The sequence below is a fragment of the Streptomyces sp. RKAG293 genome (assembly GCF_023701745.1).
Taxonomy (GTDB): Bacteria; Actinomycetota; Actinomycetes; order Streptomycetales; family Streptomycetaceae; genus Actinacidiphila.
The window spans coordinates 6,533,950-6,554,248 of sequence record NZ_JAJOZB010000001.1 but is presented as its reverse complement, the minus strand read 5'-3'; the positions used below and the strand labels follow the sequence as shown (position 1 = coordinate 6,554,248).

17 protein-coding genes are annotated in these 20,299 nt (G+C 72.0%); 7 read left to right on the top strand and 10 right to left on the bottom strand.

Features of this window, described 5'->3' with window-relative positions:
• The first annotated feature begins 94 nt into the window (after positions 1-94).
• The gene (locus LNW72_RS29130) at positions 95-1,258 is read left to right on the top strand and encodes a hypothetical protein (RefSeq protein WP_250978068.1); all 1,164 of its coding nucleotides are present in this window, start codon (positions 95-97) and stop codon (positions 1,256-1,258) included.
• Positions 1,259-1,367: 109 nt separating this feature from the next.
• Here the strand turns inward: LNW72_RS29130 and hflX are convergent, their stop codons facing one another.
• The 6 genes from hflX to miaA all read right to left on the bottom strand — a co-directional run bounded on the left by hflX (position 1,368) and on the right by miaA (position 9,465).
• A complete protein-coding gene (gene hflX, locus LNW72_RS29125) occupies positions 1,368-2,873 on the bottom strand; it encodes a GTPase HflX (RefSeq protein ID WP_250978067.1) in 1,506 nt (501 codons plus the stop codon).
• An 80-nt stretch (positions 2,874-2,953) separates the two neighbouring features.
• Positions 2,954-4,426 carry a M1 family metallopeptidase gene (locus LNW72_RS29120; RefSeq protein ID WP_250978066.1) on the bottom strand — a complete coding sequence of 491 codons (1,473 nt, stop codon included), beginning with the start codon at positions 4,424-4,426 and terminating at the stop codon, positions 2,954-2,956.
• Positions 4,427-4,576: 150 nt separating this feature from the next.
• Positions 4,577-6,754: a bifunctional (p)ppGpp synthetase/guanosine-3',5'-bis(diphosphate) 3'-pyrophosphohydrolase gene (locus LNW72_RS29115; protein WP_250978065.1), complete on the bottom strand. Its 2,178-nt coding sequence runs from the start codon at positions 6,752-6,754 to the stop codon at positions 4,577-4,579.
• A 230-nt stretch (positions 6,755-6,984) separates the two neighbouring features.
• Entirely contained in the window at positions 6,985-7,893 is a 909-nt protein-coding gene (gene dapF / locus LNW72_RS29110; protein ID WP_250978064.1) for a diaminopimelate epimerase, read from the bottom strand.
• A gap of 57 nt (positions 7,894-7,950) precedes the next feature.
• On the bottom strand, positions 7,951-8,409 hold the full coding sequence (locus LNW72_RS29105; RefSeq protein ID WP_250980356.1) for a hypothetical protein: 459 nt from the start codon (positions 8,407-8,409) through the stop codon (positions 7,951-7,953).
• 105 nt (positions 8,410-8,514) lie between these two features.
• Positions 8,515-9,465: a tRNA (adenosine(37)-N6)-dimethylallyltransferase MiaA gene (miaA, locus tag LNW72_RS29100; protein ID WP_250980355.1), complete on the bottom strand. Its 951-nt coding sequence runs from the start codon at positions 9,463-9,465 to the stop codon at positions 8,515-8,517.
• Positions 9,466-9,660: 195 nt separating this feature from the next.
• On the opposite strand from miaA, the gene LNW72_RS29095 reads away from it, so the two are divergent.
• Together LNW72_RS29095 and LNW72_RS29090 are read left to right on the top strand one after the other, a co-directional pair.
• Positions 9,661-9,906 (top strand): hypothetical protein, encoded by a 246-nt coding sequence (locus LNW72_RS29095; RefSeq protein ID WP_250978063.1) that lies wholly within the window; start codon positions 9,661-9,663, stop codon positions 9,904-9,906.
• Between the two features lie 31 nt (positions 9,907-9,937).
• Positions 9,938-10,168 carry an antitoxin gene (locus tag LNW72_RS29090; protein ID WP_308402044.1) on the top strand — a complete coding sequence of 77 codons (231 nt, stop codon included), beginning with the start codon at positions 9,938-9,940 and terminating at the stop codon, positions 10,166-10,168.
• A gap of 285 nt (positions 10,169-10,453) precedes the next feature.
• Here LNW72_RS29090 and LNW72_RS29085 read toward each other — a convergent pair whose 3' ends face one another.
• Together LNW72_RS29085 and miaB are read right to left on the bottom strand one after the other, a co-directional pair.
• Entirely contained in the window at positions 10,454-11,176 is a 723-nt protein-coding gene (locus LNW72_RS29085; RefSeq protein ID WP_250978061.1) for a hypothetical protein, read from the bottom strand.
• A gap of 102 nt (positions 11,177-11,278) precedes the next feature.
• On the bottom strand, positions 11,279-12,778 hold the full coding sequence (gene miaB / locus LNW72_RS29080) for a tRNA (N6-isopentenyl adenosine(37)-C2)-methylthiotransferase MiaB (RefSeq protein ID WP_374117348.1): 1,500 nt from the start codon (positions 12,776-12,778) through the stop codon (positions 11,279-11,281).
• Positions 12,779-12,927: 149 nt separating this feature from the next.
• On the opposite strand from miaB, the gene LNW72_RS29075 reads away from it, so the two are divergent.
• Together LNW72_RS29075 and LNW72_RS29070 are read left to right on the top strand one after the other, a co-directional pair.
• Positions 12,928-13,911, top strand: a complete 984-nt coding sequence (locus tag LNW72_RS29075; protein WP_250978059.1) for a TAXI family TRAP transporter solute-binding subunit — start codon at positions 12,928-12,930, stop codon at positions 13,909-13,911.
• Positions 13,912-13,957: 46 nt separating this feature from the next.
• On the top strand, positions 13,958-15,928 hold the full coding sequence (locus LNW72_RS29070; RefSeq protein WP_250978058.1) for a bifunctional serine/threonine-protein kinase/glutamate ABC transporter substrate-binding protein: 1,971 nt from the start codon (positions 13,958-13,960) through the stop codon (positions 15,926-15,928).
• Positions 15,929-15,996: 68 nt separating this feature from the next.
• On the opposite strand, the gene LNW72_RS29065 is transcribed toward LNW72_RS29070, so the two are convergent.
• Positions 15,997-17,403 carry a HAMP domain-containing sensor histidine kinase gene (locus LNW72_RS29065; protein ID WP_250978057.1) on the bottom strand — a complete coding sequence of 469 codons (1,407 nt, stop codon included), beginning with the start codon at positions 17,401-17,403 and terminating at the stop codon, positions 15,997-15,999.
• Between the two features lie 17 nt (positions 17,404-17,420).
• Positions 17,421-18,155 carry a response regulator transcription factor gene (locus LNW72_RS29060; protein ID WP_250978056.1) on the bottom strand — a complete coding sequence of 245 codons (735 nt, stop codon included), beginning with the start codon at positions 18,153-18,155 and terminating at the stop codon, positions 17,421-17,423.
• A 293-nt stretch (positions 18,156-18,448) separates the two neighbouring features.
• On the opposite strand from LNW72_RS29060, the gene LNW72_RS29055 reads away from it, so the two are divergent.
• Both LNW72_RS29055 and LNW72_RS29050 read left to right on the top strand, forming a co-directional pair.
• A complete protein-coding gene (locus tag LNW72_RS29055; RefSeq protein WP_250978055.1) occupies positions 18,449-19,225 on the top strand; it encodes an amino acid ABC transporter ATP-binding protein in 777 nt (258 codons plus the stop codon).
• Between the two features lie 57 nt (positions 19,226-19,282).
• Positions 19,283-20,206 (top strand): glutamate ABC transporter substrate-binding protein, encoded by a 924-nt coding sequence (locus tag LNW72_RS29050; RefSeq protein ID WP_250978054.1) that lies wholly within the window; start codon positions 19,283-19,285, stop codon positions 20,204-20,206.
• Positions 20,207-20,299: the final 93 nt, after the last annotated feature.

Genomic DNA, 20,299 nt, shown 5'->3' with positions numbered 1-20,299 from the left:
CCGGCGGGAACCGTCCCTCACAGCACCCGGCATAGTGGGGGACCGCCCCCTCGCCGGGGTGAACTGCCGTTAGACGACCAGGGGGACCCAACCCATGCCATCCATAAGCCGGCCACTGGCCGCCGCCGCGGTCGCGGCCCTGCTCGCGGTCTCGGCGACCGCCTGCGGGCCGTCCGACGACAAGGCGGATCCCAAGCCGAGCGCCTCGGTCACGAGTGCGGACGGCCCGAAGCTCCCCTCCGCCCTGCCCACCAGCCTCGGGGACCTCGAGAAGTGGAAGAAGGCGTACAAGGACGGAGCGTGGAAGAACTGGGACAAGGACCAGTGGCTGCGCAAGGCCTCCGACTTCATCAACCCGGTCATCGACGGTCTGTGGGACAACGACCGGATGAAGGGCGCGGAGCAGAACGACAAGAAGGTGCCCGACGACGTCGCGGCGGACAAGGGCAAGACCGACCCGGTGCCCGCGGTCAACAAGGCCAGGGCCGTTGACGCGCCGTACCACGAGAACGGCCCGGGCGACGGGAAGATCTTCTTCGACGGCCCCAAGGGCTCGATGGTCTGCTCCGGCACCGTGGTGAAGGACCCGGCCCACCCGGGCAAGTCCAACCTGGTGTGGACCGCGGGCCACTGTGTGCACGCGGGTGGCGCGGGCGGCTGGTACCGCAACGTCATCTTCGTCCCGTCGTACAACGACGCCGGGAAGACCGAGGCGCAGCTGAAGGGCGCCAAGCGCGACGAGCTCGCCCCGCTCGGCGTGTTCTGGGCCGACGGCGCCGCCACCTCCGACCAGTGGATCGCGAACGGCGCGGAGACCGGGGGCAAGGGCTCCCCGTACGACTTCGCGGTGCTGCACGTGGCCCCGGACAAGGCGAGCGGCACCAAGTCGCTGGAGGAGAAGGTCGGTTCGGCCCTTCCGGTGTGGTTCAACGCTCCGTCCGTGACGAAGATGGGCAACATCGGCGCCTGGGGCTACCCGGCCGCGCCGCCGTTCGACGGCCAGCGGCTGTTCAACTGCACGGGCAAGGCCGGCCGGCTGTCGCTCTTCGCCGACCAGCCGACCGAGTACCGGCTCGGCTGCACCATGACCGGCGGTTCGTCCGGCGGCGGCTGGTACGCCAAGAACCCGGCGAACAATGAGGTGTCGCTGGTCAGCAACACCTCGATCGGCCCGGTCACGGCGACCTGGCTGGCGGGCCCGCACCTGGGAGCCGAGGCCAAGGCCGTGTACGACAAGGTGAGCAAGCAGTTCAAGTAGTACCGGAGTCCATCCGGTAGCAGGCACCGGAGTCCATCCGGCAGCAGGTCACGCGGAAGGGCCCGCCCCCATCGGGGACGGGCCCTTCCGTCGTGCTCCGGCGGACCGGTCAGTTCTTGGCGACGAGCGCGAAGGACTCGAACTCGGCGGCCAGGTCCTCGTGCACCCGCGCCTTGAGCAGCGTGCCCTCGCCGGTGTGCTCCTCGGAGAGCACCTCGCCGTCGGCGTGCGCCCGGGCGATGAGCGCGCCCTGGCTGTACGGCACGAGAGCGTCGATCTCGACCTGAGGCCGCGGCAGCTCCTCGTCGAGCAGCGCGAGCAGCTCGTCGATGCCCTGGCCGGTGCGGGCGGACACCGCGATGGCGTGCTTCTCGTTCCGCAGCATGCGCTGCAGGACGACCGGGTCGGCCAGGTCCGCCTTGTTGATGACGACGATCTCGCGCACCTTGAGCGCCTCGACCTCGCGGAAGACGTCCCGCACGGCGGCGAGCTGCTCCTCCGGGACCGGGTGCGAGCCGTCCACCACGTGCAGGATGAGGTCGGCTTCCGCGACCTCCTCCATGGTGGAGCGGAACGCCTCGACCAGGTGGTGCGGAAGGTGCCGGACGAACCCGACGGTGTCGGTCAGCGTGTACAGCCGGCCGCCGGGGGTCTCGGCCCGGCGCACGGTCGGGTCCAGGGTGGCGAACAGGGTGTTCTCCACCAGGACGCCCGCGCCGGTGAGCCGGTTGAGCAGCGAGGACTTGCCCGCGTTGGTGTATCCGGCGATCGCGACGGACGGCACCTTGTTGCGCTTGCGTTCCTGCCGCTTGAGGTCGCGGCCGGTCTTCATCTCCGCGATCTCCCGGCGCATCTTCGCCATCTTCTCGCGGATACGGCGCCGGTCGGTCTCGATCTTGGTCTCACCGGGACCGCGGGTGGCCATACCGCCGCCACCGCCGGCCCCGCCGCCGCTGGAGCCGCCACCGCCCATCTGGCGGGAGAGCGAGGCACCCCAGCCGCGCAGCCGCGGCAGCATGTACTGCATCTGCGCGAGCGAGACCTGGGCCTTGCCCTCACGGGACTTGGCGTGCTGGGCGAAGATGTCGAGGATCAGGGCGGTGCGGTCGACCACCTTGACCTTGACGACGTCTTCGAGCTGGATGAGCTGTCCGGGGCTGAGTTCACCGTCGCAGACGACCGTGTCGGCGCCTGTCTCCTGCACGATGTCCCGCAGCTCGCGCGCCTTGCCCGAGCCGATGTACGTGGCCGGGTCCGGCTTGTCACGGCGCTGGATCACGCCGTCGAGCACCAGGGCGCCCGCGGTCTCCGCGAGGGCGGCGAGCTCCGCGAGGGAGTTCTCCGCGTCGTGCACGGTTCCGGAGGTCCAGACACCGACGAGTACGACGCGCTCCAGACGGAGCTGCCGGTACTCGACCTCGGTGACGTCCTCCAGCTCGGTGGACAGACCCACGACGCGGCGCAGCGAGGCGCGGTCGGAGCGTTCGAGCTGAGCACCGTCCCGCTCTTCGTCGATCTCGTGGCTCCAGGCGACGTCCTCTTCCATCAGGGCGTCTGCGCGAAGGCTCTCGGGGAGGCGCTGGCGGTCGTTTGAAGAGGAGGAAGAGGAGGTCATTGGATCCTTTGGTCGATCGGCTGGGAGGGGGACGGGCGTGTTGTCCGTCATTACGATGGTCGCACGCCCGCCGCCGGGGGTCACGCGGGTTTCGCCGCCGTCGCCGTACGGGCCCTGGCCGCGCCGGCGACCCAGTCGCCGTGACCGGGCATCGGCGGGGTGACGGCCCCGTACAGCCAGGCGTGCAGGAAGCCGCTGAGGTCCCGTCCGGCGGCCTCGGAGGCGAGGGCGGTGAAGTCGGCCGTCGAGGCGTTCCCGTCCTGGTGACGGGCCACCCAGGCGCGCTCCAGCCGCTGGAAGGCGGGGGCGCCGATCTCCTGGCGCAGGGCGTACAGGGCGAGCGCCCCGCCGTCGTAGACGTTGTTCCGGAAGATGCCGAGCTTGCCCGGCTCCGGCACCTTCGGTTCGGCTGGCGGGCCGTCCGCCGTCCGCACCTGGTTGTCGCCCCCGTAGACGGCGCGGACCTGCTGGTCGAGGCCGACGCCGTACTTCTGCGCGTTGTACAGCCACTGGTACCAGGTGGCGTGGCCCTCGTTGAGCCAGAGGTCCGACCAGGCCGCGGGGGTGACGCTGTCGCCGAACCACTGGTGGGCGAGCTCGTGCACCATCAGGGGGGCGGCCAGCGCCTCGGGGGCGAGCAGGACGCGGCGCTCGAAGAGCGAGAGGGTCTGGGTCTCCAGCTCGAAGCCGGTGGTGGTGTCGGCGCTGAGGATCCCGTACGTCTCGAACGGGTAGGGGCCGACCTGGTCCTCCATCCAGGAGATCTGCCCGGGGGTCATCGCGAGCCGGACCGCCAGGCGGTCGCGGTCGGCGGCTCCGACGACGTCGCGCAGCACCAGCCCGTGCGGACCGGCGCGGTGCAGTACGGCGGAGCGGCCGATGGAGACCTGCGCGAGCTCGGTGGCCATCGGGCTCGCGGGACGGTACGTCCAGGTGAGGGCGGATGCGGGCGCGGCCTCGGGGACGGTGTCCGGGACGCCGTTGGTGACGACGGTGAGGTCCTTGGGGGCCGTGACGTGGAAGGTGAAGGCGGCCTTGTCCGAGGGATGGTCGTTGCAGGGGAAGACGCTGTGCGCGGCGTCGGCCTGGTTGGCCATCGCCAGTCCGTCGGCGGTCCGCACCCAGCCGGTGTTCGCGGCGCGCGGATCACTGGTGTGGACGACGGTGATCAGCAGCTCGCCGCCCGCCGGCACCGGCTCCTCGGGGGTGACGACGAGCTCCTCGCGCTCCCGGGTGTAGCCCGCCGGATGCCCGTTGACCTGCACCGATGAGACCGTTCCCGCGGCGAAGTCCAGATGGAACCCGGTGAGGGGCGCCGTCGCGCGGGCCTTGATGCGGGTGACGGCGTCCAGCGGCCGGTCCTGGCCGTGGTAGTCGAAGGAGAGGTCGTAGGCGGCCACGTCGTAGCCGGGATTGCCGAGGTCGGGATAGAGCCGGTCGCCGAGACCCGACACCGATGCGGCGGGATCGCCGGGCAGGTCCGCCGCGGTCAGGGTCAGGACGGCGGCGAACGCCGCCAGCACGGCGCCGCTGCGCGGCGTGATGGGGATCATGCGCTACCGCTATCAGGGGGCGGCGGCCGGGGACGCGCGACGCGCAGCAGCACACCCGATCGGCCCTGATCCGCCCATCCGCCTGTCCGGACCCGACAGGACCCGACCGAACCGGAGCGGATCGGACCGGATCAGGCCGCGTCGCGCCCGTCACCGACGCGCGGCGGCCATCGCCCGCTGGGCCCGGTAGACGTCGTAGACGCCCGGCACCGACCGCATGGCGCGCATCAGGCCCGGCAGGGCCTCCGCGTCGGGCAGCTCGACGGTGTACGTGTGCCGCACCCGGTGCTCCTGCGGGGGTTCGACGGAGGCGGAGACGATGCCCACGCCCTGGCCCGCGATGGCCTCGGTGAGATCCGCGAGCAGCCGCGGCCGGCCGAGTGCCTCGGCGAGCAGGGTGGCGCGGAATCCGGCCCCGGCGGGGCGGCCGCCCCGCCACCGGACGGGCACCGGCTCCCGTCCCCCGCCGGTCATCCGGACCGCCGTCGGGCACTCCTCGCGGTGCACGGCGACCGTGCCGCCGCGGATGACGAACCCGGTGACCTCGTCGGGCGGTACCGGCGTACAACAGCGCGCCAGCCGGACGGCGGCGCCCGCGAGGTCGGTGACGGCGACCGGTTCGTCCTCGGACGTGGTGTCCGCGCTGTACGCGGGGCGTTCCGCGCGGGCGGCCGGTTCCTCGTCGGCGGGCGGCGCCGGATGGAGTTCCAGCCAGCGGGTGACGGCGATCCGGGCCGCCGGCGTACGCACGTGCTCCAGCCAGTCGGCGGACGGGCCGGAGGCGCCGCTCTCGTCCAGCAGGATCTGCACGATGTCGCCGTCCCGCAACTTGCTGCGCAGCGGTGCGAGGCGGCCGTTGACGCGGGCGCCGACGCAGGCGTGACCGGCCTCGCCGTGCAGCGCGTAGGCGGCGTCGACACAACTGGCCCCGGCGGGCAGCCGGATGGTGCCGGTGGTGTCCCCGCCGTGCGCGGAGAAGACGGTGACCTCGCGGTCCTGGGCGAGGTCGGCGCGCAGCGCGGTCCAGAACGTGTCGGGGTCGGGGGCGTCGCGCTGCCATTCCAGCAGCCGCGACAGCCAGCCCGGCTGGGTGGGGTCGACGCGTTCGCCGTCGGCGGCCTGCGGGGGCTCGTCGACGGTGTGCGGATTGCCGAGCGCGATGACACCGGCCTCGGCGACCCGGTGCATCTGCCGTGTGCGGACCAGGACTTCGGCGATCCGGCCCTCCTCGTCGGCGACGGCGGTGTGCAGCGACTGGTACAGGTTGAACTTGGGGGCCGCGATGAAGTCCTTGAACTCCGCGATCACCGGGATGAAGCAGGTGTGCAGCTCTCCGAGGACGGCGTAGCAGTCGGCGTCCTCCGCGACGAGCACCAGGATCCGGCCGAACTCGCAGCCGCCGAGTTCGTCCGCGCCGCGCTTGAGCAGCACCCGGTGGACGGAGACGGCGTGCCGCGGCCGGATGGCGACCTCGGCGGCGATCCCGGCCTCGCGCAGCACGGCCCGCACGGCGTCGGCGACGGCCGCCAGCGGGTCCGGGCGGACGGAGTTGGCGCGGATCATCGCGCGGGTCCTGGCGTATTCCTCGGGGTGGAGGATGGCGAAGACCAGGTCCTCCAGTTCGCTCTTGAGGGCCTGTACGCCCAGCCGTTCGGCGAGCGGGATGAGCACGTCCCGGGTGACCTTGGCGATCCGCGCCTGCTTGTCGGGGCGCATCACCCCGAGGGTGCGCATGTTGTGCAGCCGGTCGGCGAGTTTGATCGACATGACGCGGACGTCGCTGCCGGTGGCGACGAGCATCTTGCGGAAGGTCTCGGGCTCGGCTGCGGCACCGTAGTCGACGCGTTCGAGCTTGGTGACGCCGTCGACGAGATAGCAGACCTCCTCGCCGAACTCCTCCCTCACCTGATCGAGCGTCACTTCCGTGTCCTCGACGGTGTCGTGCAGCAGAGAGGCCGTCAGGGTCGTTGTCTCGGCGCCGAGTTCGGCGAGGATGAGGGTCACGGCGAGCGGATGCGTGATGTACGGCTCGCCGCTCTTGCGCATCTGGCCGCGGTGCGAGGACTCGGCGAGCAGATACGCGCGGCGCAGTGTCTCGATGCCGGCCGCGCCGACCCCGGGGTGCCGCAGCCGGTGCACTTTGGCGAGGTGCTCGATGGCGTCCGGCACGCGCTGGCCCCGGCCACCGGCGGGCAGGCCCCACTCCCGGCCGCCGGGGCCGAGCAGTGCCGCCCGGCCGAGCCTGCGCAGGTCGATGCGGCGAAGTCCGCGCCTGCGGCCCTCATCGTCGGGGGCGGGGGCGGCATCCACTGCGTTGTCCGCGCTCATCGGGCACCTCCGGCAGCGTCAACCGGCGGCGGGCGCTCTCCACGGAGAATGGGGGCCGCGCCGGTGCTTGATGCTACCGAGCCCACCACGTGCGGCAGCCACGCTCTCGTCCAGAGTGATCGCCATCACCCGTTCGAGGGAACAAGTGCGGGAGGTCAGTACGGGAGGCCAGTTCGGAAAGGTGGCTCAGGAGTCCGATTCCCTGCCGCGTTTCGGGCGGTGGCGGGCCGTCAGACGGACGGTGCGTCCAGCCACTCCGGGTCGATGGTGCCCTCGGCGACGATGACGGCGGGGCCGGTCATCTCGATCTCGCCGTCGGCGCGCTCGGTGATCACCAGACGGCCGCCGGGCACGTCCACCGTGTAGGTGACGGGGCGTCCGGTGATGGCCGGGTCGGCGCCGTCGCGGCGGGCGGCGGCGACCATGACGGCGCAGGCGCCGGTGCCGCAGGAGCGGGTCTCGCCGGAGCCCCGCTCGTGGACGCGCATCGCCACATGCCGCTCACCGCGGTCGACGACGAATTCCGTGTTCACGCCGGCCGGGTACGCGGCGGCGGGCGAGACGGTGGGCGCGGTGTACAGGTTTCCCGCGTCGTCCAGGCTGTCGACGAAGGCGACGGCGTGCGGATTGCCCATGTTGATGTTGCGCGCAAGCCAGCTGCGGCCGCCCACGGTGACGGTCACCTCGCCCGCGGGCAGGGCGGCCGCGCCCATGCCGACGGTGATCTCACCCAGGGCGCCGTCCGGGTCCGTCTTGGCGATGTGCACCCGGCGGACGCCCGCGCGGGTGGCCACGGCCAGGTCACCGGCGCCGGCCAGCCCGGCGCGCTGCAGATACCGGGCGAAGACCCGGACGCCGTTGCCGCACATCTCGGCGATGCTGCCGTCACTGTTGCGGTAGTCCATGAACCACTCGGCCTCGCCGGCCATACCGGCGGCCTCCGGATGGGCCGCGGAGCGCACGACCCGCAGCAGCCCGTCGCCACCGATGCCCGCCCGGCGGTCGCAGAGCCGCGCGACGGCCGCCGCGGACAGCTCGATGCGGCCGTCCGCGTCGGGGACGATCACGAAGTCGTTCTCGGTGCCGTGGCCCTTGAGGAAGGACGGGCCCTGGTGCGTGGTGGGCTGCGTGGTGGTCACAAGGACAAGCGTAAGGCCACCGGCCCGGCACGATCCGGGGCGTCCAGCGGGCGGGACTCAGCGCAGGCGGGCCACGCGCCAGATGGCGAGGACCGCCAGCAGGCCGCTGATCAGCGTGTAGGCGACGATGTAGCGCCAGTCCGCGCGGCGGCCGGAGCCACGGGCGGGCAGTCCCGGCCAGGTGTGGCCGACCCGGCGGGCGGCCATGATGCCCCAGCCCGCGGAGCAGCAGCTCAGCAGCAGGCCGAGCATGGCCACGACCGCGCCGCCGTCACCGAACTCGAAGGCGAGCGGGAAGGCGAACATCAGGGAGCCGCCGACGCCGAGGGCGACGATCGGGGCGAGCTGCCAGATCCGCAGCCGCCGCTGCGGCCGCAGCTCCACCGGAACGAGTTCCGGTTCGATCATCGCCTCCGGGTCGATCAGCGACCCGGGTTCGAGCAGTTCGTCCGTCCCGAGCTGTGCCTCGGACTCGGCATGACGGTCGGGTGAGGAGTCTCGGGGACCAGCTTCCATCGCCACGCGCCCTCCCCCATCTCCGACGCCGTCACTCGTTGCTCGATGATGGCACGGCCGCGTGGCCGTCTCCTCACGCTGAGGCGTCCCGATGCCATCACGTGATCAGGCTGTAACCGCAGCTTCGACCAACGTCAGCGCCTGATCGGTGAGTTCCGGACCCCGGGCGGAGAGCCAGTGCACCCGCTGGTCGCGGCGGAACCACGAGTCCTGGCGGCGGGCGAAGCGCTTGGTGGCCCGTACGGTCTCGGTGCGCGCCTCCTCGTCGGTGCACTCCCCCACGAGCGCGGCGAGTACCTGCTGGTAGCCCAGCGCCCGCGAGGCGGTGCGGCCGTCCCGCAGCCCGACCGCGGCCAGCTCCCGTACCTCGTTCACCAGCCCGGCGTCCCACATCCGGTCGACGCGCAGCGCGATGCGCTCGTCGAGCTCGGGCCGCGGCACGTCGACACCGATCTGGACGGTGCCGTAGATGGAGTCGGGGCCCGGCAGATTGGCCGTGAACGGCCGGCCGGTGATCTCCACCACCTCCAGCGCCCGGACGATCCGCCGGCCGTTGCTGGGCAGGATCGCCCGGCCCGCCTCGGGGTCGACCGCGGCCAGCCGGGCGTGCAGCGCCGCGGAGCCCTGCTCGGCGAGCTCCGCCTCCAGCCGGGCCCGGACGGCGGCGTCGGTGCCGGGGAACTCCAGCGCGTCGATGGCGCCGCGCACGTACAGGCCTGAGCCGCCGACCAGCACGGGGGTCCGGCCGGCCGCGTGCAGCCGGTCGATCTCGGCGCGGGCGAGCCGCTGGTACTCGGCGACGCTCGCGGCCTCGGTGACGTCCCAGATGTCCAGCAGGTGGTGCGGCACGCCGTGGCGCTCATCGGTGGTGAGCTTGGCGGTGCCGATGTCCATGCCCCGGTAGAGCTGCATGGAGTCGGCGTTGACGACCTCACCGTTCAGGGCCTGGGCCAGGGCTACGCCCAGATCGGACTTGCCGGCCGCGGTGGGGCCGACGACGGCGATGACGAGGTCTTTGCTCGGAAGTACGGGGGGTCGCTCCCCGGGAGTGTGCAGCACGTGTCCAGTCTCCCAAACCTCCGGGCCCCCTCACGATCGAGGGACGTGACGGAGCGCTGCCGGACTCGTTGCCTCTGGAGAGATTCCGCAGGCCGGATTCCGGGTCACCCGGACCGGCCGGACCCGAGCGGCGCAACGAGGCGCCCCGGGCAACGCGGATTTTCGACCTCACGAGTATGGTCTGGAGTAGAAATGGGCGTTTTCGGATGGTTTCGACGTCAGTCGGCCGACCCGTCAACCGAAGCGGCGGAAGCCGTCACTCTGACGGCGGAGCCGGAGGACATCGAGGCGGCCGCTGAGCCCGCCGAGGCGGAGCACGCGGCGGAGCCGGGCGGGGACGCGGAGCCCGCGGGGGCGGCGGAGCCCGTCGGCATCCCGAAGCAGCAGTCCACGGCGGACGCCGCCGACAGCGAGGCCGGTGAGGGCGCCCGCGCATAGCAGTCCCGAGGGAAGGTGCCAGATGGGCCTGATGGACACGATCAAGGACAAACTCGGACTCGCCAAGGACAAGGCGGGCCACCTCGCGCAGCAGCACGGGGGAAAGATCGAGTCGGGGCTGGACAAGGCCGCCCGGACGGTGGATTCCAAGACCCACGGGAAGTACACGAACAAGATCGATACGGGTGTGCACAAGGCGAAGGGCGCCCTGGACCATCTGAAGAGCGGCAACGAGGGCGGCGGGCCGGACACTCCGGCCTAGGGTCTGTCGTCTGGATCTCCGTGGGGGAAGGAGCGGTGTCCGGTGCGTGCAGCTGCAAGGCGGAGGAGGGAGGCGACGCGGAGCGTCGTCGACCGACGCCAACGCGGCAGATGTGCGTGCTGGACACCGCGACGCCGCGGAGATCCAGACGACAGGCCCTAGGTCCCCCAGCTACCGCTGGGAGGTGCCCCCGGACGACCGGCGCGGGAAGGCCGCGGGCGCTTCGGCTCCGCGGTCTTCCGCCGTCCCGGCCCGCACCAGGCGGCGGCTGAAGCTGAGCGCGGGCTACGTCCACGTGGCGACGAAATAGCCCACGCCGTACGGAGCATCCTCGTAGAGCAGCTGTCCGGCCAGGCCCGCGCCCTGCGCGGCGCCCGCGAGGACCTGCCAGGGGGCGCGTCCCGCGGCCTGGAGCGCCTCCGCCAGTTCCGCGTCCAGTGCGGCCAGCGCCTCCGTGTCGGCGGCGGCCAGCGCGGCGGCGACCGACGCGTCGAAGGGTGCCGCGCGCTCGTCCAGATAGCCGGGGGCCTTGAGGGTGCGGCAGGCGCTGCCGTCGCCCATCACCAGCAGCGCGACCCGGTCCGCCGTTGACGCGATCATGGCGCCGGTGGCCGCGCAGCGGTCCTGCTCGAGCGGCTCTCCCACGCCCAGGCCCTCCAGCGGAGCCGCGGCCCAGCCGCGCAGCAGCCAGGCGGCGACCGCCAGCGAGGGCGGCAGCGCGCGGTCGGCGCCGACGTCCTCGGACGGGATCCCGGGTGCGGTGCCGAGGCGTACGTCCAGGTCGACGCCGAACTCCCGGAACGAGCCCCGCGCGCCCTCGTGGTGCCGCCCGCGGTCGGGCTGCTCGGCCGGGCCGATCACCACCAGCCGGTCCGGCCGGGACGCCGCGAGCACCCCGACGGCGTCGGCGCACGCGGCGCGCAGCGCGTCCAGTTCGAACGCGGCACCGGCCGCGACCTCGGGTACGAGCAGCGGGGCGGACGGGCAGACTGCGGCGGCTACGAGCATGAGCGCAGCCTAACGGGGCTGATCACGGTTCCACAGGACCGTGCACCCCGTTCCGCCGGACCGCCGGTACCGGTCCTGCGGAACGACGCGCCGCCGCTGTCGTCAGCCGAGCCCGCAGCCGCTCTCCACCACGGGCGACGGCGCCGGGGCGCCGATCGTCGGCAGCCCGAGCATCACCCCGGCCGGCGCCTTGGGCGCGGCGTTGCGCTGCTCCCACGCGTCGCCGGCCCGGGTGCGCCGCACGGAGAGCGCGGGGCGCTCGGCGAGCAGGTGGTGCGGGGCGGCGTAGGTGATCTCCACCGTGGCCATGTCACCGGGGCGCGGGTCGGTGCCCGCCGGCTTCTCGAAGTGCACCAGGCGGCTGTCGGGCGCCCGGCCGGACAGCCGGTGGGTGGCCTTGTCCTTGCGGCCCTCGCCCTCGGCGACCAGGACCTCCAGCGTGCGGCCGATCTGCGTCTTGTTCTCCTCCCAGGAGATCTCCTCCTGGAGCGCCGACAGCCGCATGTAGCGCTCCTGGACGACCTCCTTGGGGATCTGCCCGTCCATGTCGGCGGCCGGGGTCCCGGGGCGCTTGGAGTACTGGAAGGTGAAGGCCTGCGCGAAGCGCGCCTCGCGCACCACGTGCATCGTCTGCTCGAAGTCCGCCTCGGTCTCGCCCGGGAAACCCACGATGATGTCGGTGGAGATGGCGGCGTCCGGCATGGCCGCGCGCACCTTCTCGATGATGCCGAGGTAACGGTCCTGCCGGTACGAGCGGCGCATCGCCTTGAGGACGGTGTCGGAGCCGGACTGCAGCGGCATGTGCAGCTGGTGCATCACGTTCGGCGTCTCGGCCATCGCGGCGATCACGTCGTCGGTGAAGTCGCGCGGGTGCGGGGAGGTGAAGCGCACCCGCTCCAGCCCCTCGATCTGCCCGGTCGCCCGCAGCAGCTTGGAGAACGCCTCGCGGTCGCCCATGCCCGAGCCGTACGCGTTCACGTTCTGCCCGAGCAGGGTGATCTCGACGACGCCCTCGGCGACCAGCGCCTCCACCTCGGCGAGGATGTCGCCGGGCCGCCGGTCCTCCTCCTTGCCGCGCAGCGCGGGCACGATGCAGAAGGTGCAGGTGTTGTTGCAGCCCACCGAGACCGAGACCCACGCGGCATAGGCGGACTCGCGGCGGGACGGCAGCGTCGAGGGGAACGCCTCCAGCGACTCGGCGATCTCGACCTGAGCCTCTTCCGCGATCCTGGCCCGCTCCAGCAGCACCGGCAGCCGGCCGATGTTGTGGGTGCCGAAGACCACGTCGACCCAGGGGGCCCGCTTCACGATGGTGTCGCGGTCCTTCTGCGCGAGACAGCCGCCGACCGCGATCTGCATGCCCGGCCGGGCCGCCTTCTGCGGGGCGAGCTGGCCGAGGTTGCCGTAGAGCCGGTTGTCGGCGTTCTCCCGCACCGCGCAGGTGTTGAAGACGACGACATCCGCCCCGTCCGCTCCCTTGGGCGCACGGACATAGCCCGCGCCCTCCAGGAGGCCGGACAGCCGTTCCGAATCGTGCACGTTCATCTGGCACCCGTAGGTGCGGACCTCGTATGTCCTCAAACCAGCCACCTCACCGCTCACCCGACCAGGGTACGGGGGGCGCGGGGGTACGGAGAGCCGCGGGCGGCCCGGCCCCCTCGGCCCCCTCCCGCCCCACCGGCCCCGTCCGCGAGGCCGGCCCACGGGGTCGGCCCTACCCAGAGCGACGCCCGCCTGGCAGGATCCGGACCATGAACGTCCCCCACATCGGCAGACGCCGCGCGCTGCAGTCGGTCCTCGCGGCCGCCGCCGCCCTCGCGCTGCTCCTGTGGTGGCTGCTGCCGTCCCGCGGCCCCTCGTACCCGCACGAACCGGTCTCGTTCTCCACCGGGGTGGCCGCCGGGGTGTACGAGACCTACGGGAAGATGCTCAGGACCGATCTGCGGGACCAGCTGCCCGGGGTGACGGTGAACCTCGTCCAGTCGCAGGGCTCGGTCGACAACGTGAAACGCGTCGCCTCGGGGCAGGCCGACTTCACGATCGCCGCCGCCGACGCGGTCGCGGACTACCAGGGCCCTGGCAAGGACCGGCTGCGCGCCTGCGCGCGGCTGTACGACGACTACATGCAGCTCATAGTCCCCAGGGACTCGCCGATCAGCTCCGCCCGCGATCTGCGCGGCAAGCGCGTCGGGGTGGGCCAGGCGGCCTCCGGCGTGCACCTCATAACCCGCAGGCTGCTGGACGCGGCCGGGCTCGACATGGCCAAGGACCTCACCGCGGTGCCGGTCGGCATCGACACGGCGCCCGGCCTGCTCAAGGCGGGCAAGCTCGACGCGTTCTTCTGGTCCGGCGGCCTGCCGACGAACACCGTGACCAATCTGGCGGCGTCCAGCAACGTCAAGCTCGTCCAGCTCGGCGACCTGGTGGACAAGCTGCACGCCAAGGGCGACACGATGGGCTACTACCGGCAGGCGGTGATGCCCGCCGACGCCTATCCGACGATGCAGCACGGCACGGCCGTCACGACCATCGCCGTCGCCAACCTGCTGGTGACCACCGACCGGGCGGACACCGGGCTCGTCGAACGGCTCACCCGCGCGGTCATCGACAGCCGCGACGAGATCGGCAACAAGGTCCACGCCGCCCAACTGGTGGACCTGCGCACGGCCGTCTTCACCGACCCCCTCCCGCTGCACGAAGGGGCCAGCCGCTACTACCGGTCGGTAAAGCCCTAGGGCGGGCCCTCGCACGAGTGTCGGGGATAGGCCCTAATCTCTACGCATGCGAAACGGGGGTACACCAGACGGCGGGCCCCACACTCTTGTCGACGGCCGGTACGAGCTGCAGCGCCCGCTGGGCCGTGGCGGTATGGGCGTGGTGTGGGAGGCGTACGACAACCGGCTGGGGCGCCAGGTCGCCGTGAAGGAACTGCTGTTCCGGGGCGCGGTGGACCCCGACACCCAGGCCCAGTGGGTGGAGCGGGCGCGCCGGGAGGCGCGGGCCATCGCCCGGATCGGGCATGAGCACGTGGTGGCCGTGCACGATGTGATCGAGGCCGATGGCCAGGTCTGGATCGTGATGGAGCAGGTCAACCCGCGGTCCCTCGCGGACCAGTTGCAGGAACGCGGCCGGCTGGCGGCGCTGCAGACGGCCAGGATCGGCCTGGAGGTGCTGCGCGGGCTGCGGGCGGTACACGCGGCGGGCGTGCTGCACCGGGACGTGAAACCGCACAACATCCTGTTCCGCCGGGACGGCCGCGCGGTGCTGATGGACTTCGGCATCGCGACCTTCGAGGGCGCGGCCCAGGTGACCCGGCTGCACGAACTCGTCGGCACCCCGCGGTACCTGGCACCCGAACTGTGCACCCCGCAGGGCCGGTCGCCACGCGAGGCGACGCCCGCCGCCGACCTGTGGTCGCTCGGGGTGACGCTGTACGAGACGGTCGAGGGACGCGCGCCCTTCCGCGGGCCGACCCCGTACGAGGTCCTGGAGGCGGTGCGCGAGGACGAGCCGCCGCCGATGGAGTACTGCGGCCCGCTGCGGCCGCTGATCGACGGCCTGCTGATGAAGGACCCGCTGGAGCGGCTGACGGCGCAGCGCGCGGAGCAGCTGCTGCAGCATGTGGCGCAGGAGACCCCGCAGTATCCGACGGCGTTCTACCCGGAGGACGGCCGCCCGCCGGCCACGGAGTCCCCGTGGACCGCGGGCGACAACGTCACGAGCACCGGCGCCGACACGGGCCCGCTGGAACCGCCGGACGTGACCGACCCGCCCGTTTCGACTGCTTCATCCGGTTCGGCTGATCCTTCTCATCCTTCTGATCCGTCCGCTTCGGCGGACTCCGGTACGCCCGTCCCGCCCCGCGGCCTCGCCGCCCGCCTCCGCGGGCCGCGCGCGTGGGCGGCCGCCGCACTGGCGCTGGTCGTGCTCGTGACCGCCGGCTGGTTCACCGTGGACCGGCTCACCGCGTCCGCCGGCCCGTCCATCGGCAGCTCCGCGACCCTGCGGGCGGCCCGGGAGCGCGGCTTCCTGCTGGTCGGGGTGAAGGGCGACCAGCCGGGGCTCAGCGAGCGTTCGCCGGAGGCCCCAGGCGGCTTCCGCGGGTTCGACATCGACATCGCGCGGGCGGTCGCGAAGCATCTGGGCTTCGACACGGTGCGGTTCGAGGTGGTCAACACCCAGAGCCGCGAGTACCGGCTCAGCACCGGGCAGGTCGACCTGATAGTGGCCAGCTACTCGATCACCCAGGAGCGCAAGGAGTCGGTGGACTTCGCCGGCCCGTACTACGTGGCAGGGCAGGACTTCCTGGTGCCGGCCCGGTCGACCGGTGTGAACGGCGTCGCCGACCTGGACGGTCACAAGGTCTGCACCGTGCAGGGCTCCACGCCGGAGGCGCGGCTGCGCACCGAGTACCCGCGGATAGTGCTGGAACCGCGCGCTTCGTACGGGTTGTGCGTCACCGACCTGCTGGCCGGCACGGTGGACGCGGTCTCCACCGACGATGTGATCCTGGCCGGCTACCGGGCCCAGCACCCAGCGGAACTGCGGCTGCTCGGTGCCCCGTTCGCCAGTGAGCAGTACGGGGTGGGCCTGCACCGGGGCGAGCCGGCGCTGCGCGCCGCGGTGTGCGACGCCATACGGGACGAGATCTCCTCGGGCCGCTGGAAGTCCTCGTACAACACCTACCTGAAGCCGCTGGCCCCGAAGGAGCTGGCGGACCAGCTGCCACCCGACCAGACGGAGTGCGGCTAGGAGCCGGAATCGCCGGCTTCCGGGGAGCCGCCAGGTGCTGCTCCACGGCGGAGCCGCCAGGTGCTGCGCTACGGCGCCGAGCGCGGGACCCTGAGGGTCACGGCGAGGCCGGTGAGCTCGTTCGCCGCGAAGGAGAGCCGGCCGCCGCTCCGGGTCAGCAGGACGCGGGCGATGGACAGGCCGAGCCCGGAGCCGTCGATGTTCTGGTGGCGGGGGCTGCGCCAGAAGCGGTCGCCGATCCGGGCGAGCTCCTCCTCCGTCAGGCCGGGTCCGCCGTCGGAGACGGTGACGGCGACCTCGTCGCCCTCCCCCGCGACCAGCACCTGGACCAGCCCGCCGCGCGGGGTGAACTTCAGCGCGTTGTCGATGACGGCGTCCAGTGCGCTGGACAGCGCGACCGGATCGGACCAGCCGGTGACCGCGGTCTTGCCCGCGTACTCCAGGGCGACGCCCTCGCGTGCGCCGACCGGCCGCCACGCGCCGAGGCGCTCGCCGACGAGTGCGGCGATGTCGGTGAGGGCGAGGTCCGCGTCCGCGTGCTCCGCCAGCGCCAGGCCGAGCAGATCGTCCAGGACCTGGGCGAGCCGTCTGCCCTCGTCCTGGACGGAGGCCACCTCCGCGTTGCCCTCGGGAAGTTCGAAGCCGAGCAGCTCGATCCGCAGCATGAGCGCGGCCAGCGGATTGCGCAGCTGGTGGGAGGCGTCGGCGACGAAGGCCCGCTGCTGTTCTAGCACCTGCTCGACGTTGTCGGCCATCTCGTTGAACGACCGGGACAGCCGGCGCAGTTCGGGCGGCCCGCCGGCCGCCGCGACCCGGGACTTCATCCGCCCGGTGGCGATGTCGTGCGTGACGCGGTCGAGGATCGCGACCGGTCGCAGCACCCAGCCGGTGAGCCGGAACGCGAACAGCACGGCGATGGCCATCGCGGCCAGCTCACCGGCGCCGAGCAGCAGCCAGCCGTGCAGGATGCGCGAACGCAGCGCTCCGGTGGGCGATTCGGTGAGGACGACGGCGACGACGTCCCCGTCGCGGATGATCGGTGAGGCGACGGCCAGCGTGCGGCGCTGCCAGGGCCAGACCTGCTCCGGGTCATGGCTGCGGCGGCCGGCCAGTGCCGCGCTGTAGGCGCCGTACGCCTCGCCCGCCTCGGGGAGCGCCCAGTCCGCGGGCGCCACACCCATCGCGGTGCCGTCGCGGTAGAAGACACCGACGCGGATGCCGTACAGCTCCTCGTACCGGCTGAGTTCGGAGCGCAGCGCGTGCAGCCGCTCGTCGTCCCCGACGTCGCTGGCGGACTGCGGGGTGCGGGAGGTGACGAACTGGGCGAGCGACGCGAAGCGCGCGGTGTCGTCGATGCGGTCGACGACGACGCGCTGCTGCTGTGCGGCGGCCATGCTCGCGGCCAGCGGAAAGCCCAGGGCCAGCAGGACGCCCGCCATCAACGCGAGCAGCAGGGGGAGAAGACGCGAGCTCAACGGCGGGGTCCTGGATCTCAGACGGCGGGAACGACGAGCCGGTAACCGACCCCGCGCACCGTTTCGATCATGGACGGCATCCGCAGCTTGGCGCGGAGCGAGGCGACGTGCACCTCCAGGGTGCGCCCCGTCCCCTCCCAGCTGGTGCGCCACACCTCGCTGATGATCTGCTCGCGGCGGAAGACCACCCCGGGCCGCTGGGCGAGCAGGGCCAGCAGGTCGAACTCCTTGCGGGTGAGCGCGATCGGCTCGCCGCTCACCATAACGCGGCGGGTGGGCAGTTCGATGTCGACGGGGCCGAGCTGCAGACTGCCGGCCGGCGGCCGCTCGCCGGCACCGGATCCGCCGTCGGGCGCGGTGGCGGCGGACTCCGCGCCGGGCCGCAGCGGGGGCCGGCGGCCGACGGCGTGGATCCGGGCGAGCAGCTCACCGGTGTCGTACGGCTTGACGACGTAGTCGTCGGCGCCGAGGTTCAGACCGTGGATCCGGGACCGAACATCGGCGCGGGCGGTGACCATGATGACGGGGGTGGAGGTGCGCCGGCGGATCCGGCTGCACACCTCGAAGCCGTCCTGGTCGGGCAGGCCGAGGTCGAGCAGCACACACCCGTAGGACGGGCCCTGGGCGGGCAGCAGCGCGCGCAGCGCCTCCTCGCCGCTGCGGGCATGGGTGACGTCGAAGCCGTGCTTCGCGAGCACGGCCGACAGTGCGGCGGCAACCCGGTCGTCGTCCTCCACCAGCAGCAATCGCATCGGTTCACCCTCCTTTCCCACATCGGCAATCGTTCGGTCATGGATCGGACGCCCGCCGTCGGCCTGCATCCGGTACCTACCCGGAATACAGACCGACCGGCGAGGGGCGCGTCAAGGGGGCATCGGTGCCTGCCGCGGACTGTTATCCAGCCGGTACGCACGACAACACAGGGCACATCACTCGTGGCGGAGAGTATCCGAATCGTGATGCTCAAGTTCAGCTCAGATGTAATGACGCTCGTCATCATGCATCACTAAGGTCTGCCAGACCGACGAGGATGGAGCACAGGCCGATGACCGAAGTCTCAGTGACCAAGGACGCCGCGCCGGCGACCGATGAGCTGGTCGTACTGGGAGGCGTGAACAAGCACTTCGGCGCGCTGCACGTGCTCCAGGACATCGACCTGACGATCACCCGCGGTGAGGTCGTGGTCGTCATCGGTCCTTCGGGGTCCGGCAAGTCCACGCTGTGCCGCACCATCAACCGGCTGGAGACGATCGATTCGGGCTCCATCACGGTGGACGGGAAGCCGCTTCCCCAGGAGGGGCGGGAACTGGCCCGGCTGCGTGCCGATGTGGGCATGGTCTTCCAGTCCTTCAATCTCTTCGCGCACAAGACCGTTCTGCAGAACGTGATGCTCGGACAGGTCAAGGTCCGCAAGACCGACAAGAAGGCGGCCGAGGACCGGGCGCGGCAGCTGCTCGACCGGGTCGGCGTGGGCGTCCAGGCGGACAAGTACCCCGCGCAGCTCTCCGGCGGACAGCAGCAGCGGGTGGCCATCGCCCGCGCGCTGGCGATGGACCCCAAGGTCATGCTCTTCGACGAGCCCACCTCCGCGCTCGACCCGGAGATGATCAACGAGGTGCTGGAGGTCATGCAGCAGCTCGCCCGGGACGGCATGACGATGATCGTCGTCACGCACGAGATGGGCTTCGCCCGCTCCGCCGCCAACCGGGTCGTCTTCATGGCCGACGGACGGATCGTCGAGGAAGCGACGCCGGAGCAGTTCTTCAGCAATCCGCGCAGCGACCGCGCCAAGGACTTCCTCTCGAAGATCCTTCACCACTGACATTGCCTGACGACCGACGACTTATGCCTGACGCCTGACGACGCAAGGGATGTCCCCATGAATATCCGTAAATCCGCCGCCGCCGGACTCGTCGTCCTGGCGCTGACCGCCTCCGTGACCGCCTGTGGCGGCAAGGAGGGCACGCCGACCGCGCCCGGCGCCAAGGCCACCACCGGCGCCGACGCCCCGAAGCTGCCGACGTACGCGCCGAAGACGGGCGTCACGCTCGACTCCGCCGTACTGAAGAAGGCACAGCAGCGCGGCAAGCTGGTCATCGGCGTCAAGTCCGACCAGCCGTTCCTGGGCTTCCAGCCGCCCGGCAGCAACGACCGCAACGGCTTCGACATCGAGATCGCCAAGATGGTCGCCGCCGACCTCGGCTTCGGTCCCGACAAGATCGAGTGGAAGACCTTCGACTCCAGCCTGCGCGTCCCGGCGATCAAGAAGGGCGACGCGGACTACTACGTCGGCACCTTCACCATCAACGACGCCCGCAAGAAGGACATCTCCTTCGCCGGCCCGTACTACATCGCCGGCCAGGACCTGCTCGTGGCCAAGAGCAACACCGACATCACCGGCCCGGACACCCTCAAGGGCAAGAAGGTCTGCAGCATCACCGGCTCCACGCCGCTGGAGCGGATCAAGGACCCGAAGTACGGAGCCGTCGTCAACGCGCTCGGCAAGTACTCGGACTGCGTGCAGCAGCTCCAGACCGGCCAGGTCGACGCGGTCACCACGGACGACGCGATCCTCAAGGGCTACGCGGCGCAGGCCCCCGGCAAGTTCCGGGTGGTCGGCAAGCAGTTCTCCCAGGAGCCGTACGGCGTCGGCCTCGCGCACGACGACAAGGTGCTGCGCGACGCGATCAGCGACGCGCTGAAGGCGCACCAGGACAACGGCGACTACAAGAAGGCCTACGACGCGACGCTGGGCCTGTCCGGCGCCCCGTACACCGCGCCGCCGGCCCTCGACCGCTACTGATCAGCCGGCCCGCAGGCCGGCCGCCGCGGCACCGTCGTCCTGACGACGGGCCGCCGGCCGGCCGGCGGGCCGCAACGCCCTCGTGAGGCCAAC

Bases quoted from the DNA above. Each gene is read 5' to 3' on its own strand.
- LNW72_RS29105 (WP_250980356.1), bottom strand. From the start codon at position 8,409: ATGGAAGCTGGTCCCCGAGACTCCTCACCCGACCGTCATGCCGAGTCC.
- LNW72_RS29130 (WP_250978068.1), top strand. From the start codon at position 95: ATGCCATCCATAAGCCGGCCACTGGCCGCCGCCGCGGTCGCGGCCCTG.
- LNW72_RS29050 (WP_250978054.1), top strand. From the start codon at position 19,283: ATGAATATCCGTAAATCCGCCGCCGCCGGACTCGTCGTCCTGGCGCTG.
- LNW72_RS29090 (WP_308402044.1), top strand. From the start codon at position 9,938: ATGGACACGATCAAGGACAAACTCGGACTCGCCAAGGACAAGGCGGGC.
- LNW72_RS29120 (WP_250978066.1), bottom strand. From the start codon at position 4,426: ATGATCCCCATCACGCCGCGCAGCGGCGCCGTGCTGGCGGCGTTCGCC.
- hflX (WP_250978067.1), bottom strand. From the start codon at position 2,873: ATGACCTCCTCTTCCTCCTCTTCAAACGACCGCCAGCGCCTCCCCGAG.
- LNW72_RS29095 (WP_250978063.1), top strand. From the start codon at position 9,661: ATGGGCGTTTTCGGATGGTTTCGACGTCAGTCGGCCGACCCGTCAACC.
- LNW72_RS29085 (WP_250978061.1), bottom strand. From the start codon at position 11,176: ATGCTCGTAGCCGCCGCAGTCTGCCCGTCCGCCCCGCTGCTCGTACCC.
- LNW72_RS29055 (WP_250978055.1), top strand. From the start codon at position 18,449: ATGACCGAAGTCTCAGTGACCAAGGACGCCGCGCCGGCGACCGATGAG.
- LNW72_RS29075 (WP_250978059.1), top strand. From the start codon at position 12,928: ATGAACGTCCCCCACATCGGCAGACGCCGCGCGCTGCAGTCGGTCCTC.
- LNW72_RS29070 (WP_250978058.1), top strand. From the start codon at position 13,958: ATGCGAAACGGGGGTACACCAGACGGCGGGCCCCACACTCTTGTCGAC.
- LNW72_RS29060 (WP_250978056.1), bottom strand. From the start codon at position 18,155: ATGCGATTGCTGCTGGTGGAGGACGACGACCGGGTTGCCGCCGCACTG.
- LNW72_RS29115 (WP_250978065.1), bottom strand. From the start codon at position 6,754: ATGAGCGCGGACAACGCAGTGGATGCCGCCCCCGCCCCCGACGATGAG.